Genomic DNA, 14,172 nt, shown 5'->3' on the forward strand with positions numbered 1-14,172 from the left:
TCTATCTCCAGGAGCACCCCGAGGTCATCCGGGGGGTGGCGGGGTTCGGGTGGATTCCTGAAGAATGACTATCTATCTAAGGTTGGTATAATACCGGATTCAAAAAGATAATCTTCAAACAAAAAGCGCTAAGAGGCTATCTTTTTGAATCCTAGAGCACTCCCTTCGGTCGGGTTATTTCGTCACCGTTCGGTGACGAAATAACCGAATCTGGTATAAATGCCAGATTCCCACGAGTGCCGCCCATTCAGGCCCTAGCATCCGTGGGAACCCCGGCTATTTATCGCAGCGCATCTTTGTTAAGCCCGATTGACTCCCTTCGGTCGGGGCCGTCTAAACAATCTTGCCAAACCTGTCTTTGGCTAGCGCTTGGACAGGGGCTTATAGGGCAGATCCAGCTTACCGGTGTAGTGGGAGTCTGGGCGCAGTAGGCGGTTATCCACTTTGGTGTACTCGAGGATGTGCGCGCACCAGCCCGAGATGCGGGCCACCGCAAAAATGGGCGTGAAGAACTCGAGCGGGTAGCCCAGGTCGGAGTACACCACCCCAGAGTAGAAATCGACGTTCGGGTAGATGCCTTTGGGGTTGTAGATGGCACCCGCCTGGCGCTCGAGCTCCTTCAAAATGGCGTACTCCTTGCTGTGGCCGTGCTTGGACGCTACCTCTCCCGCGTACTTGTCCAGCACCCCAGCCCTGGGGTCGTAGGACTTGTATACCCGGTGGCCCATGCCCATTACCCGGCCCCTGCGGGCCTGCAGGTCGGCCAGCCAGGACGCGACGTTCTCGGGTGCGCCAATCTCGGCAATCATCTTCATCACGGCCTCGTTGGCCCCGCCGTGCCGAGGCCCTTTGAGCGCGCCTACCGCCGCCACAATGGAGCTATAGATGTCGGTCTGGGTAGAGTAGGTCGCGATGGCGGTAAAGGTAGAGGCATTAAAGCCGTGTTCGGCCTGCAAAATCAGGGCTACGTCCATCAGTTTGGTCTCTTCCTTGCTGGGCAATTTGCCGTTGGACATGTAAAGGAAGTTGGCCGCGTGGGACAAGCCTTTGCGGGGGGCAAGAATTTTCTGCCCCTCCCGGTGGCGCTTGGTGGCCGCTACGATGGTGGCAAACTTGGCGATCAGCGAGAGTGATTTCTCGTAAAGGGCCTCGGGCGAGACGTCGCCTTCGGTGGGGTCGGTCATGCCCAGCTCGCTCACCGCCGTACGGAGCATGGACATGGGGTGGGCATCGCGGGGGAACTGTTTGATTTGCTTGATGACGGAAGGCGGCAAAGCCCGCAGCGAGGCCAGCCTGGCACTGAAGGCCTTAAGCTCCGCTTTGTTGGGTAGGTGGCCGTGCAGAAGTAGGTAGGTTACCTCCTCGAAAGTGGAGTACTCGGCCAGATCCTGGATTTTGTAGCCAGCATAGTACAGGCGACCCTGATCGCCATCGATAAAGCACAGGCTGCTTTCGGTGAAAATGACGTCTTCCAGACCTCGAGCAATGGTTACGGTTGCGCTCATAGACTCTCCTTAAGCTTTCCCGACTGCAGTCGGCTATAGCCTGTGTATTGTATCGCGCTTTTTACACCGAAATACCGCACCAAAGCTCATAATCTTGCAGTGTAGTTACACTAGGGTGTTCGCCACACACCCCACAGTCCGGGCGACGGGGAAAACCAAGGCGGCGGAAGCGCGCCTGCAAGCCGTCGTAGAGCAGAAGCTGGCCGGACAGCACCTCTCCCAGCCCCAGCAGCACCTTGAGCGCCTCGGTAGCCATCAGGCTGCCAATCACGCCGGGAAGCACCCCAAACACCCCGGCTTCCGCACAGTTCGGAACCGCTCCAGGCCTGGGTGGCTGGGGAAACAAACAGCGGTAACAGGGTCCTCCCTGGTAATGAAAAACCGAGAGCTGGCCCTCAAACTGGTGAATGGCCCCGTAAACCAGCGGTTTATCCAGCAAAACACAGGCGTCGTTGATCAGGTAGCGAGTAGGAAAGTTGTCGGTGCAGTCGATGATGAGGTCGTAAGGCTCCAGCAGCCCTAATGCGTTTTCGGAAGTAATGCGCTGGGCATGAGCTTCAACATGGGTATGCGGGTTGATGCTTTCCAGTCTATTTTTTGCCACTTCGGCCTTGCGCTGTCCGATAGATGCGGTATCGAACAGTACCTGCCGCTGCAGGTTGGAGAGGTCCACCCTATCCATTTCTACCAGACCCAATCGGCCCACCCCCGCTGCGGCCAGGTACATGAGCACCGGCGAGCCCAGGCCGCCTGCGCCCACCACCAGCACCGAGCTTTGCTTGAGCCTGGCCTGGCCTGCGCCCCCCACCCCTGGCAGCACGATGTGGCGGGCGTAACGATCCAGCTCCTCCTTAGTCCACATACCAGCACTATAGCAACCCTGCGCAAACGTTCAGTCTTGCTCGAGCCAGACCGGCACTTCTTCCCCTTGCGGTAGCCAAAAAGCCCGCAGGTGTTCTGAACGCATATCGAAGATTACGTAAGGGACACGCCAGAAGGCCTGGGCACGGTCGGTTTCACTAGGCTGCGCGGGCCCATTGGGGTGGGAGTGAAAAATTGCCACGAGCTCGAGGCCCGCCCGTTCGCTATACCGGACTGCTTCGAGGAGGGACTGGGGTTCTGCCTGGTAACGTTCCCAGGGTCGGAGATGAACGTTGGGCAGAGGCCAGACCTGCAAGACCCGTCCGGCCTGGCCCAGCCATAGCCCCACCCCTTCGCGGGGCAGGGCCGCCCGCAGGTGGGAAAGGGTTTGCTCGAGGCATGCCCTGGACAGGCGCACAATCATGTCTCTGTGGGAAGCAACAAAACCTCGCTCAAAAACCGATTGAGCGGCAACAGCCTGCGAAAGGTCTTTTCTACTGTATCCATAAACTCTTCCGAAACAACTATTTCCTCGGATAGGTTGTACGAGACTGTAAAACTACGCTGCTTCAGGTCTTCGATAAGCGGGTGATGGGGGTCAAAGCCTTTGGGCGGGCGGGTTAGCTTGCCTTCTCCATCGAGCTTTAGCTTCTTACGGAGCATCAACCAGCGGGGATCCTGGCGGGCAATAGCCGCCCGGATGCGCCGCAGGTTGTCGGGCTCGGGCATCCACATTCCGGCTCCCAGAAAGCAGTTGTCGGGCTCCAAATGAATATAAAAGCCCGGCATGTGTACATCTTGCCCCAGGCGGTGGCGAAACTGAGCCGCGGCATGGGTCTTGTAGGGGGCTTTGTTGGCGCTAAAGCGGGTATCGCGGTGGATGCGAAAGAGACTTTGGGGGCCCGCTACATAGTCGGGGGTTATTTTCTCCAGGCGCGGAGCGAAATCTGCAATAAAGCGCAGAAACGGCTGCCGAACCCAGGCCTCGTAGCGGGGCTTGTTGGCCTGGAACCACTCCCGCTGGTTGTTGTAGCGCAACTCGACCAGAAAATGAAAAAGTTCGGAGGAAAAATAAGCTTGCTTGGTACCCTTGACAGCGGCCATTGGCGTAACGTTAACGGTTGAATAGTTATAGGAATTGTTGCTAAGGCTCGAGTTGACCCCAAATTGGGCCTAGTTGAGCTGCGCCAGCGCGGCCTGGAGCTGATCCGGGCTCATGTAGCCTCGCACTTCCCCCAGCAGCTTACCCTTGGAGTCGTAAAAAAAGTTCGAGGGATAGCCGTTCACCCTCAGCGACCTGGAAACCGTGCGCAAGGCATCCTGGTACACCACCGCGCTGGCAAAACCCCGGGTGTCGTGGAACTGGCGCACCAGTTGGGCCGGCTCGCCGTCGTTCACAAAGGCGAAATGAACATCTGGACGCTGGCGGGCTATCGCTTCGAACTCGGGGAGCTGCCGCTGGCAGTAGGTGCACCAGGTAGCCCAAACGGTAAGCACGGTGGGCTTTCCACTCTGGAGCTGTACGCTGCTCCCGTCGAGGCGGACCAACTGGGCTTGAGGCAAATCCCCAGTTCTTTGCGGGGGAGAGGAAACCAAAGCCAGCACAAGCAGGCCAACTGCAATAAGGCCAACGATGCCCAGCTGCAAAGCCGGGGAAAGTTTTTTAGGTGCAGCTTCCATCCAGATAAGTCTAGCAGGGCGCCAGCCCGTAATGTGTTTACCGCTTCCAAAGGGCCGGATACTAATACCAGATTCGGTTAGTTCGTCACCGAACGGTGACGAACTAACCCGACCAAAGGGATACGCTTTCTTCGCCGAGCGCAGCGAGGGGCGTGCTCTAGGATTCAAAAAGATAGCCTCTTAGCGCTTTTTGTTTGAAGATTATCTTTTTGAATCCGGTATAAGGTGGATGACGCCAGTGGCGAGGCGGCGCTCTCGGCGCCTGGTTGAGGGGATGCCGGCCCATAGCATGTTTGCGCTCCAGAGGTTCCCGGTGTAACCGGCCTCGAGGGGGTGGGCGGCGAGAAAAGCCTGCGCTGAATCAAGCGTATACTGCCCTTGTGTCCACCTGGCCCCACGCACCCTCCGATACCAAGCAAGTGGCGATTCCCCCCCTGGTACGAAAAAACACCTGGCTGCTGGCCATCACCCAGGCCGTGAGCGGAGCGGGTATGCAGCTCGTACCCACCTTTGGGGCCATCCAGGTGGTGCTATTGCTGGGTAATGCCACATTCGCGGGTCTAGCCACCAGCCTTCTGGCCTTGTCCAGGGTGATGACGGCCTATTTTGTGGGGCGCATGACCGACCGGAGGGGAAGGAAAGCCGGGCTATACCTGGGATTGTGGCTGGCGCTGGTGGGGGCCTTGCTCATCGGCACCGCCACCCTGTTGGGCTCGTTTGCCCTGTTTGGTGCGGGTGTGCTGGTGTTTGGGAGTGGGGTGGGGGCCGTCCAGCAGATGCGGGTGGCGGCAGCCGACATGTACCCCCCCAGCCGACGGGCCGAGGGGCTTAGCCTGGTGGCGATGGGTTCGTTGTTCGGTGCGGGCCTCTCCCCTCTGGTGGTTTGGACGGCTGAGCAGCTGGGGCTGGCCCTGGGGGTGAGCGAGATTGCCCTGGCCTGGCTGATGGTGCCGCTACTGATCCTACCGAGCTTTTTGCTGGTAAACAGCATTCGACCTGACCCAAAGCAGATGGCCCTCGAGCTCAGCCGCTATTACCCGGCCTGGGCCTTGCACAGCACTGCTTCGACCTCGGAAAACCTCGAGCAAAAAGACTTGGCCCGCATCCGGGTTGCCGCCATCCTTACCGCGGTGGTGGTGCAGGGGCAGATGGTCATGATGATGGCCATGACCGCCCTGGCCCTCAAGGCCCTCGATTGTAGCCTTTCGCAAATCTCTTTTTCGGTGGCGCTGCACGTAATGGGCATGTTTGCTTTTTCCTGGCCCATAGGCCGCCTGGCCGACCGCCTGGGCCGCAAGCCGGTGATTATGGCGGGGCTGGTAGTAGCGGGGCTGGGGGCCTTGCTGGTGGGGCTGGGCGAGGGCTACTGGGTCATCACCGCCGGTACTTTTCTGGTGGGACTGGGCTGGTCAGGGGCTTTTTTGAGCGCCAATACCATGCTGACCGACGTGACGCCACCCACCCGGCGCGGCCAGGCCATTGGGGTGCTCGACCTGTGGTCCAACACCGCCGGCATGAGCCTGCCCATCCTGGGGGGGCTGATTGTAGAAGGGTTCGATTTACAAGCGCTGGGCTTTTTTGGCGCCCTTTTGGTGCTGATTCCACTTTACAATTTGTTTCAGGTGCGGGAACAACAACCCGGAGACTACCGCCCATAAACCCAAAGCATGTCGTTGCCCAAAGAACTACTCCCCTACCCTAGCTACGCCGAATGGCTGCGCGACCTTGAAGGCTATGCCGGACAGCTCGCATTTGTGCGGGTACTGCCCCCACAGCCTCCAGAAAAAGTTCCCTACGACGGCATTTTCTCGGGCGTGCTGATGGCCTTGAGGCTCTACCCCTATCGCTTTCAGGCTGAGGCCTTGGCCCAGCTCGAGCAGAACCAGCACCTGGTGATGAGCACCTCTACGGCCTCCGGCAAGAGCCTGGTCTTTCAGGTTCCGGTGCTAAAGGCTTTGCTCGAGGGCCAGACTTCGCTGTTGCTCTATCCCACCAAGGCCCTGGCCCACGACCAGCTCGGGCGCTTAAGGCAGATGGGCAGGGCGCTCGAGGTCGCCGACAAAGTCTATGCCTACGACGGCGATACCCCCGATTCAGAGCGCAAAAAAGCCAGGGAGATGGGGCAGGCCCTCCTCACCAACCCCGATATGCTGCACTTTGGCCTGCTGCCCCGCCACGGGGAGTGGGCCGAGTTTCTCGCTAGGCTGCGGTACATCGTGCTGGACGAACTGCACGCCTACCGGGGAGTGTTTGGCACACATACCGCCCTGATTCTGCAAAGGCTGTTGCGGCTGGCCTGGCACTACGGGGCTCGCCCCCAGGTGATTGCGGCCAGCGCCACCATCGCCAACCCCGCCGAGCACGCCCAGAGCCTGACCAGCTTGCCGTTTGCTCAGATCACCGCTAGCCCCCGGGGAGCCGAGCGCGAGTTTGCGGTCTGGGTGCCTAAAGCCCTGGATAAGGAAGGCAAGAGCCGTCGCAGCCCCAACCTTGAGGCGGCCTTGCTGGCCCGCTATGCCGCCGAGCAGGGGCTGCGCACCCTGATTTTTACCAACGCCCGGCGCACCGCCGAGCTGGTCGCCCGCTACGCCGCCGACGAGCGGGTACGGCCCTACCGGGCTGGCTATACCGCTGCCGAACGCAGAAAGCTGGAACAGGCTTTGCAGGAAGGCGAAGTTCGAGTGCTGGTGAGCACCAGCGCCCTCGAGCTGGGGGTGGACATTGGGGGGCTGGACGTCGTGGTTCTGTTGGGTTATCCGGGCTCGGTGAGCTCGTTTTGGCAGCGGGCCGGGCGGGCCGGACGGGGAACAAGGCGCGCACTGGTGCTCTGGATTCCCCGCGAAGACCCCATGGACGCCTATTTTGAACAGCACCCCGAACTGCTCCTGGCAGGCGCGCCCGAGGCGGCCATTGCCGACCCCGACAACCCCACGCTCTTTCCCCTACACGCCCACTGCGCCGCACGGGAGTTGCCCATTGCGCTACCCAGCGCTACCCAGGCCCCCGACCCTTTTTACAAACCCTGGCACAACATCCAGCCCCCCCTCATCGAGAAATACGGACGGCTTTACTCAACCCTGCGAAACCCACACCAGGCCCTGGTTTTGCGGGGGTTTGGCAAGAGTTTTAGCTTGCGCGACAACAGCGGGAAGCTACTGGGCACCCTGGATGAGCGCCAGGCCTACTGGGAGGCCCATCCTGGAGCAGTTTATCTGCACCAGGGCGAAACTTACCTGGTGCGCAACCTCGACCCCGAGCGGCGGGAAATTGTGCTCTTGCCGGGCCTCGAGGACTACTACACCCAGCCCCGGGCCGAGACCGAAATCGAGGTGCTGCAGGGCGAGGAGATTCTGGAGGGAGTCTGGGTGGGGCCGGTGGTGCTGCGGGAGCGGGTGACGGGCTATGTGAAAAAGCGCTTCATAACCGAGACCGTGCTGGAAGAGGTGGCCCTCTTGATGCCCGAGCTGACCTTTCAGACCGAGGCGGTCTGGTTTCACCCCTGCGAAGGCCTGGTGGTGCTGCCCACCCTGGAGGAAGCCCGCCAGCCCGACCAGACTTTTCTAACCGAAGCCCAGGTGCCCGCGGCCCTCCACGCCCTCGAGCACACCCTGATTGGCCTCTTACCCCTCTTCGTGCTGGCCGAGCGGCAGGACATCGGCGGGGTTTCCTATCCCTTCTACCCCCGGCCCCTGCCCTCGAGGGGCGGCCCCACCATCTTCATCTACGATGGTTATCCGGGCGGGGTGGGGTACGCTCGAGCGGCGGCGCGGCAGTTCTCCCGCTGGATCGCCGCCGCCCGCGACCTGCTACAGCGCTGCCCATGTGAGGAAGGCTGCCCACGTTGCATCCTGTCTCCCAAGTGCGGCAATGGCAACCAGTATCTGGACAAACAGGCCGCCTTACTGCTGGCCGAGTCGCTTAGTGCCCATTACCGCAGCGGAAAGCCCAACTGATGAATGAACTTATTGCCCAGATGGTAGATTCGCTCGAGTCCGACCCCAAGGTAACAAGGGTGCTACCAGCTCCCGCGCGGGACGATGCTACCCCCTCACCCGCAGCAAAACTGCCCTAACCCTCATTGACTGGCTTCTGCCGAGAATAGACTAAACCTCTGTGGGCCTGCCTTCGCTAAATGATGTGATTGCCGCTATTGCCACACCCCCCGGCAAGGGCGCGGTGGGGATTGTGCGGGTCTCGGGCAATGGCGCTCTAGAACTGGTCTCGAGGCTCTGGCAGGGCAAAAACCCTTGCAGGCTGGCCGGTGGGCGCTTTACCTACGGCATAATCTGCGACCCGAACACCCTGGAAGTGCTGGACGAGGCGCTGTTACTGGTCTTCCGCAAGCCGCACTCCTACACCGGCCAGGACAGCGCCGAGCTGCACACCCACGGCTCACCCGCGGTGTTGCGCCGGGTTTTGCAGGCACTGTTTGAGCTGGGGGCCCGCCCGGCCCAGCCCGGCGAATTCACGTTGCGGGCCTACCTGAACGGAAAAATGGACCTGGCCCAGGCCGAGGCGGTGTTGAGCTTGGTAGAGGCCGAGTCAGACGCCGCCCGGCGGCAGGCCTTGCGGGGCCTCTGCGCGGGGTTGTCGCAGAAGATCACCCACCTCTGCGAGCAATTGTTCGACCTGCTGGCGCACATCCAGGCCTGGCTGGACTACCCCGAAGAAGGGGTCGAACCCGCCCAGATTCAGGAAACCCTCGAGCCCGTTTTGCAGGAAATCGGCCACCTGCTGGCCACCGCCCCCGCCGGGCGCATCGCCCAGAAAGGGGCCCGGATTGCCCTGGTGGGGGCCCCCAATGCCGGCAAGTCCAGCCTCCTCAACGCGCTCTTAGGCTACGAGCGGGCCATCGTTACACCCATCCCAGGCACCACCCGCGACTACCTGGAAGCTCCGCTGGAGATTGCCGGGGTGCCCATTGTGGCTATAGACACCGCCGGAGTCCGGGAAACCCACGACCCAATCGAGAAAAGCGGGGTGGAACGGGCCTTACAGATCGCACAGGAAGCCGACCTGGTGCTCTACCTGGCCGACCAGAGCCAGCCCCACCCCACCCCGCCACCGCTGCCCTGGGAGCGCACCCTGAAGGTAGCCACCAAGGCCGACCTGGCCCCCGCCTGGACAGCGGATTCGTACCTGCGGGTCTCGAGCCAGACCGGCCTGGGCCTGCACGAGCTACGCCAGCAAATCCACCAGCGGCTTCTGGGCCAGGCCCCCGAGGGGGAGCTTTGGGTCAGCAACGAGCGGCATGTGGAGGCCCTGCGCCGGGCCCAAACCCACCTGCACGAAGCCCTGCAAGCCCCCCAGGACCTGGCCGCCCTCTCGATCGAGATGGCCCTGGACGCGCTGGCCGAAATCCTGGGCAAAGACGTTTCGGAAGAGGTGATTGACCGAGTATTCCGTAACTTTTGCGTGGGCAAGTGAAAAGTCGAAGGCAAAAAGCCAAGCACCCCTCGAGCTTTGTCCTTGAACTTCCCACCCTGATGGCGCGCATTCGTTGAAAAGCGGCTTCTGTCGTCTGTCCCGAGGGTAATCGTCCCCTGGGTGAACAGCGGCGCCAGCCGTCTGTCCCGAAGGGGATCGTCCCTGGGTGAACAGCGGCGCCAGCCGTCTGTCCCGAAGGGGATCGTCCGCTTGGTGAACAGCCGCTTTAGCGGTCTGTCCCGAAGGGGATCGTCCCTAGGTGAACAGGCTGGTCGGGGCTATGTCCCAAAAGACCGTCCCCTGCACTTGTACGGTGCTGGCAGCCCACGTAAACTTGCCGCCATGGAGGAGCCCAAAGCGGTAGTCTCAAAACGCAGCCTGCAGACCTATGTGGTTGCGGTAGGGCTGATGGTCATGGGCCTGGCCCTGGTAGCTTTATGCAGCGCCGCCTGGCTACAGGGCGTCGAGCCGCGCTGGTCGGTGATTCTGTTTGGGCTGCTGGGGGTTTACATGGTGCTACTCGGGGTGGATGAAGGCTGGCTGAGCGGGCTCGAGGTCACCCCCACCCACCTGCGCATCCAGAGCTTTGGCCGCTGGACGGAACACCCGCTGCCCCGCGTTGAGGCCGTGGATGGCCTGCGGGACATCCTGGGCGGTGGAATCCAGCTGGTTCTGATAGCCAGCGAAGGCGAGGCCATCCGGGTTCCGCTGCGCCGCTACGCCAACGCTGGCCCCCTGGCCCAGGGCTTGCTGGATGCGCTGTGGTTGAAAAACCCCCAGCTTATCCTGATGCCCCGTTTGGCCAGGCGGCTGGGCCAGCCCCCCTTCGGGGTTTTGGCCGCTAAGAAATCCAGGCGTTAGCCTCTATGATTGAGGTATGGAGCTGGCGTGGGTAGGGGCCGCCTATGGGCTGGGGTTGCTGGCGAGCCGCTTTGGCCTGCCACCCCTGGTGGGCTATCTGGGGGCGGGTTTTGCGCTCTGGGGGTTTGGCTACCAGGACAGCCGCTTGCTGGGAGAAATCGCCGATGTGGGCGTGCTGCTGCTTTTGTTTACGGTGGGCCTGAAGCTCCGCTTTGCCAGCTTAGTGCGCCGGGAAGTGCTGGGCGTGGGGGGGATCCATCTGGTGCTTTTCGCCCTGCTGCTGGGCCTGATCACCCTTTTGCTGGGCATGAGCACCGATGCGGCGCTTTTTGTAGGGGTGGGGCTGGCCTTCTCGAGCACCGTACTGGCCGTCAAGCTGCTGGATGACCGGCGGGAGCTCTCCACCTTCCACGGGCGGGTGGCGGTAGGCATCCTGGTTTTGCAGGACTTGGTCGCGGTTGGGCTACTGGCCTATGCCGGCGTCAAAAATCCAACGCCCTGGGCCTTGCTCCTTCTGGCCCTGCCTCTGCTGCGCCCTGTTGTGGGCTGGATTCTGGAAAAAAGCGGCCACGACGAGCTTTTGTTGCTGTACGGCCTGGGCTTGTCCCTAGGGGGTGCTAGCCTGGCCCAAAGCCTGGGGGTATCGCCGGAGCTGGGGGCTTTGCTGATGGGCGCGGTTCTGGCAGGACACCCGCAAACCTCCGAGCTTTCGCGTACCCTGTGGGGCCTGAAAGAGGCTTTCCTGGTGGCCTTTTTCCTGGATATTGGGCTGATGGGCCTACCCTCGGCCTCGGCGCTGCCGCTGGCGCTGGGTTTTATCCTGCTCATACCGCTTAAGGCCGTCTTGTTCTTCGCTCTCTTCATCGCCTTTGGCTTGCGGGCTCGCACTGCCTTTGTAACCAGCGTTTCGCTCGCCAGCTACAGTGAATTCGCCCTGATTACCAGTGTGGCCGCCGTAGAGGGGGGTCTGTTACCGGAGTCCTGGGGCCAGCTGGTGGGGCTGGTGGTGGCGGTCTCGCTGGCCCTGGCCGCCCCCCTCAACCGCTCGGTGCATAGCCTGTTTCAGCGCTACGAGCATTTCTTGTTGCGCTTCGAGCGTAAGGTACAGCACGCCGACGACGAGCCTACCAGCCTGGGCGGGGCCGAGTGGCTGGTGGTGGGCATGGGCCGCACGGGTGGGGCCGCCTACAAGATGCTGGCCAGCCACGGCTACCGGGTGTTGGGCCTGGATGCGGACGAAGGCAAGCTGGACTTCCACCGGGCTAAAATGCGTCAGGTGCGCTACGGCGACGCCGAAGACCCCGAGCTATGGGAGCGCTTGGACTTGACGGGACTCAGGGGCGTATTGCTGACCCTGCCCGACCTCGAGGCCAAGCTTCGGGCCGCCCGTGGCCTTAAGCAGCGGGGCTTTAGTGGAATCATTGCCGCTACCAGCTACCACCGCGAAGAAGACCCGATCCTGCTCGAGGCCGGCGTAACCCTCATCTCGCACCCCTTCGCCGAGGCCGGAGAACGGCTGGCCGAACGGGCTATGGGCCTGAACATTATCCCTGAGTCGGATGACCCCAAGCTGGCCGATACGCGAACAGCTTGATTTAGGGGTGTTCTGCCAGCGTCCAGGCTTTCTTGCCTACACCCGGAACCTTACTTACCACAAAACCGGCCGCTGCCAGGTCGCGCCGAAAACGTCCAGAAACCGAGTAGGTTGCCAGCCGTGCGCCACTACTGGCGGCCAAAAATAGCTTTTCCAGCACGCGGGGCTGCCAGGGCTCGGGGTTAACCCGGGGGCTAAAGGGGTCGAAATAGATAGCGCTGGCCCACCCCGCCGGAAAAAGCGCAGCCGTTACGTCCTCGAAACGAACCTCGAGGCGGCCCCAGGGGCCCTTTAGGCAGAGTGAACCCTGCGGATGGGCCGGCCAGCGCTTTAGCAGGCTGGCCCATATCCGCTGGGATGGCGCCGAAAGGGGAAGCTCCACCGAGGCCAGAACCCCGCGGGATACCGGAAAGCCCTCATAGCTTATGTACTCCAGAAAAACCCCGCGCTTCAGGCAGTCTTCCAGCGTGGCCCGGAAATTGACCCCCAGTCCAAAGCCCACCTCCAGCACCCTGGGGGCCGGGTGCTGATGGGTCTGGGTCAGCTTCAGGTAAAGCTCGTTGGCCTGCATCCAGGCCCCATGCCGCGAGCTGTAGGCCTCGCCGAATACCGGGTGCACCAGGGTAAGCGAGCCATCCTGGGTTTGCAGGGGCTGGTAGGGTTTCAGCTCAGGTCTCAATCTCCACCTTCTGGGCTTCCTGCTGCATTAGGTGCCACAACGCCTCCACGTGGCTGCGTTCGGTGCTTTCGACCCCAATCGAAACCCGCACCATCCAGCGCCCTTTCAGCAAGGCTGGGGTGAGGAAGGCCCGGCCCGAGCGGTTGATGCGGGCCACCCAGTTTTGCGTGTGCTGATCGAGCTGCTCGGGCGAGAGGTGGCCCGGATTGTAGCGCACACAGAGCGTCTGGAAGGGCACCGGGGCCAGCAGTTCCCAGCCGGGGGTCTGCCGCACCTGGGCCTCGAGCCACCTGGCATTGGCTATGTCGCGCCGCAGGCGGGCTTGCAGTCCCTGAAGCCCCTGGTCGCGCAGGGTGAACCAGAGTTTGAGGGCTCTGAAGCGCCGCCCCAGCGGGATGCCCCAGTCCTTGTAGTTTTTGACCTGCCCATCGGCGGCGGAGTGCAGGTAGGAGGGGTTGGTGGACATGGCCCGAATCAGGTGCTCCGGCTCACGCACGTAATAAAGCGAGCAATCGAAGGCTACCCCCAGCCATTTGTGGGGGTTGATGGCGATGGAATCGGCCTGTTCGATTCCGTCCCACAGGTGGCGGCACTCCGGCAAAATCATGGCGGAGCCGGCCATAGCGGCGTCAACGTGAAGCCAGAGGCCATAGCGCTGGCACAGTTTGGCAATTTCGCGCAGGGGGTCGATGGCGGTGGTATTGGTAGTGCCTACCGCCGCCACCACCGCGCAGGGCTTGCGGCCTTCGGCCAGGTCGCGCTTTAGGGCGGCCTCGAGCTGGTCTGGACACATGGCGTGGTTGTCATCGGTGCCGATGAGGCGCAGGTTCTCGCGGCCAAAGCCCGCCAGCAGCACGGCCTTGGGTACGGAGCTATGGGCCTGATCGGAGGCGTAGACCGTTAGGGGTTGCGGCTCGGCCTGGAGCCCGCCCCGATCCTGGGACTGGCCGGTGGCCCACTCCCGGGCCGTAAGCAGCGCAACCAGCGTACCGCTGGAGGCGGTGTCCTGAATTACCCCTTGAAAATACTCGGGCAGGCCCAACATCTGCCGCAACCAGTCGGTCGTGACCTCCTCGAGCTCGGTCAGGGCTGGACTAGCCTGCCAGGTGATGCCGGTCTGGCCCAACCCAGTAGCTACCAGATCGGCCAGTACCGAAGACAGCGGGGCATTGGAAGGAAACCAGGCGAAGAAATTAGGGCTTTGCCAGTGGGTCAGGCCGGGAAAAAGGGCCATGAGGTCTTGCCGCACCTCTTCAAAGCCCACCGGCTGCTCGGGAGGTGTAGGGGAAAACATGGCTTTGATGGCCCCAGGCTGCACTTGCGCCATTACGGGCTTGGCCTCGAGCCCGGCGCGGTACTCGGCTATAAAGTCAATCAGCTGGTATCCCAGGCGCTTGAACTCTTCTGGCGTCATACCCCAAGACTACCTGATCGTGCGCTTCACAGAGGTTGCTATGGCTTCAATCCCAACCAGACGGGCCTTTGCGACAGGTCAACCCGACCATTGCCGGGTAGATAAAGCCAGGCTCAAGGTCTATCCCAAGATTTCTTTAGTTTTCGCTCAA

Annotated in this window: 12 protein-coding genes; 5 read left to right on the forward strand and 7 right to left on the reverse strand. The window is 61.8% G+C overall.

The annotated features are described in order from the left end of the window. Window positions 1-362: 362 nt before the first annotated feature. The 5 genes from Q355_RS0113955 to Q355_RS0113975 all read right to left on the reverse strand — a co-directional run bounded on the left by Q355_RS0113955 (window position 363) and on the right by Q355_RS0113975 (window position 4,046). On the reverse strand, window positions 363-1,505 hold the full coding sequence (locus tag Q355_RS0113955) for a citrate synthase/methylcitrate synthase (RefSeq protein ID WP_027878340.1): 1,143 nt from the start codon (window positions 1,503-1,505) through the stop codon (window positions 363-365). Between the two features lie 61 nt (window positions 1,506-1,566). Next, a complete protein-coding gene (locus Q355_RS0113960) occupies window positions 1,567-2,367 on the reverse strand; it encodes a HesA/MoeB/ThiF family protein (protein ID WP_027878341.1) in 801 nt (266 codons plus the stop codon). A 30-nt stretch (window positions 2,368-2,397) separates the two neighbouring features. Continuing rightward, window positions 2,398-2,790: a M67 family metallopeptidase gene (locus Q355_RS0113965; protein ID WP_036259686.1), complete on the reverse strand. Its 393-nt coding sequence runs from the start codon at window positions 2,788-2,790 to the stop codon at window positions 2,398-2,400. Further along, window positions 2,787-3,470 (reverse strand): DUF2461 domain-containing protein, encoded by a 684-nt coding sequence (locus tag Q355_RS0113970; protein WP_027878343.1) that lies wholly within the window; start codon window positions 3,468-3,470, stop codon window positions 2,787-2,789. The genes Q355_RS0113965 and Q355_RS0113970 overlap by 4 nt, the downstream gene beginning before the upstream one ends. 69 nt (window positions 3,471-3,539) lie before the next feature. Beyond that, on the reverse strand, window positions 3,540-4,046 hold the full coding sequence (locus Q355_RS0113975; RefSeq protein WP_027878344.1) for a TlpA family protein disulfide reductase: 507 nt from the start codon (window positions 4,044-4,046) through the stop codon (window positions 3,540-3,542). Window positions 4,047-4,426: 380 nt separating this feature from the next. Here Q355_RS0113975 and Q355_RS0113980 point away from each other — a divergent pair, with 380 nt between their 5' ends. The 5 genes from Q355_RS0113980 (at window position 4,427) to Q355_RS0114000 (ending at window position 11,928) form a co-directional block, all read left to right on the forward strand. Continuing rightward, window positions 4,427-5,704, forward strand: a complete 1,278-nt coding sequence (locus Q355_RS0113980) for an MFS transporter (protein ID WP_051529448.1) — start codon at window positions 4,427-4,429, stop codon at window positions 5,702-5,704. Between the two features lie 9 nt (window positions 5,705-5,713). Then, window positions 5,714-7,999: a DEAD/DEAH box helicase gene (locus tag Q355_RS0113985; RefSeq protein WP_027878346.1), complete on the forward strand. Its 2,286-nt coding sequence runs from the start codon at window positions 5,714-5,716 to the stop codon at window positions 7,997-7,999. Window positions 8,000-8,159: 160 nt separating this feature from the next. After that, window positions 8,160-9,473, forward strand: coding sequence for a tRNA uridine-5-carboxymethylaminomethyl(34) synthesis GTPase MnmE (mnmE, locus tag Q355_RS0113990; protein WP_027878347.1), 1,314 nt, complete (start codon window positions 8,160-8,162; stop codon window positions 9,471-9,473). Between the two features lie 342 nt (window positions 9,474-9,815). Beyond that, window positions 9,816-10,334: a hypothetical protein gene (locus Q355_RS0113995; RefSeq protein WP_027878348.1), complete on the forward strand. Its 519-nt coding sequence runs from the start codon at window positions 9,816-9,818 to the stop codon at window positions 10,332-10,334. 16 nt (window positions 10,335-10,350) lie between these two features. Further along, complete coding sequence (locus tag Q355_RS0114000) at window positions 10,351-11,928, forward strand: cation:proton antiporter family protein (protein WP_027878349.1); 1,578 nt, start codon at window positions 10,351-10,353, stop codon at window positions 11,926-11,928. 1 nt (window position 11,929) lies between these two features. Here the strand turns inward: Q355_RS0114000 and mnmC2 are convergent, their stop codons facing one another. Beyond that, window positions 11,930-12,607 carry a tRNA (5-methylaminomethyl-2-thiouridine)(34)-methyltransferase MnmC2 gene (gene mnmC2 / locus Q355_RS0114005; RefSeq protein WP_051529449.1) on the reverse strand — a complete coding sequence of 226 codons (678 nt, stop codon included), beginning with the start codon at window positions 12,605-12,607 and terminating at the stop codon, window positions 11,930-11,932. Beyond that, window positions 12,597-14,021, reverse strand: a complete 1,425-nt coding sequence (locus Q355_RS0114010; protein WP_027878351.1) for a pyridoxal phosphate-dependent decarboxylase family protein — start codon at window positions 14,019-14,021, stop codon at window positions 12,597-12,599. The genes mnmC2 and Q355_RS0114010 overlap by 11 nt, the downstream gene beginning before the upstream one ends. Between the last annotated feature and the right edge of the window lie 151 nt (window positions 14,022-14,172).

It is taken from the genome of Meiothermus cerbereus DSM 11376, from assembly GCF_000620065.1.
GTDB lineage: Bacteria > Deinococcota > Deinococci > Deinococcales > Thermaceae > Meiothermus > Meiothermus cerbereus.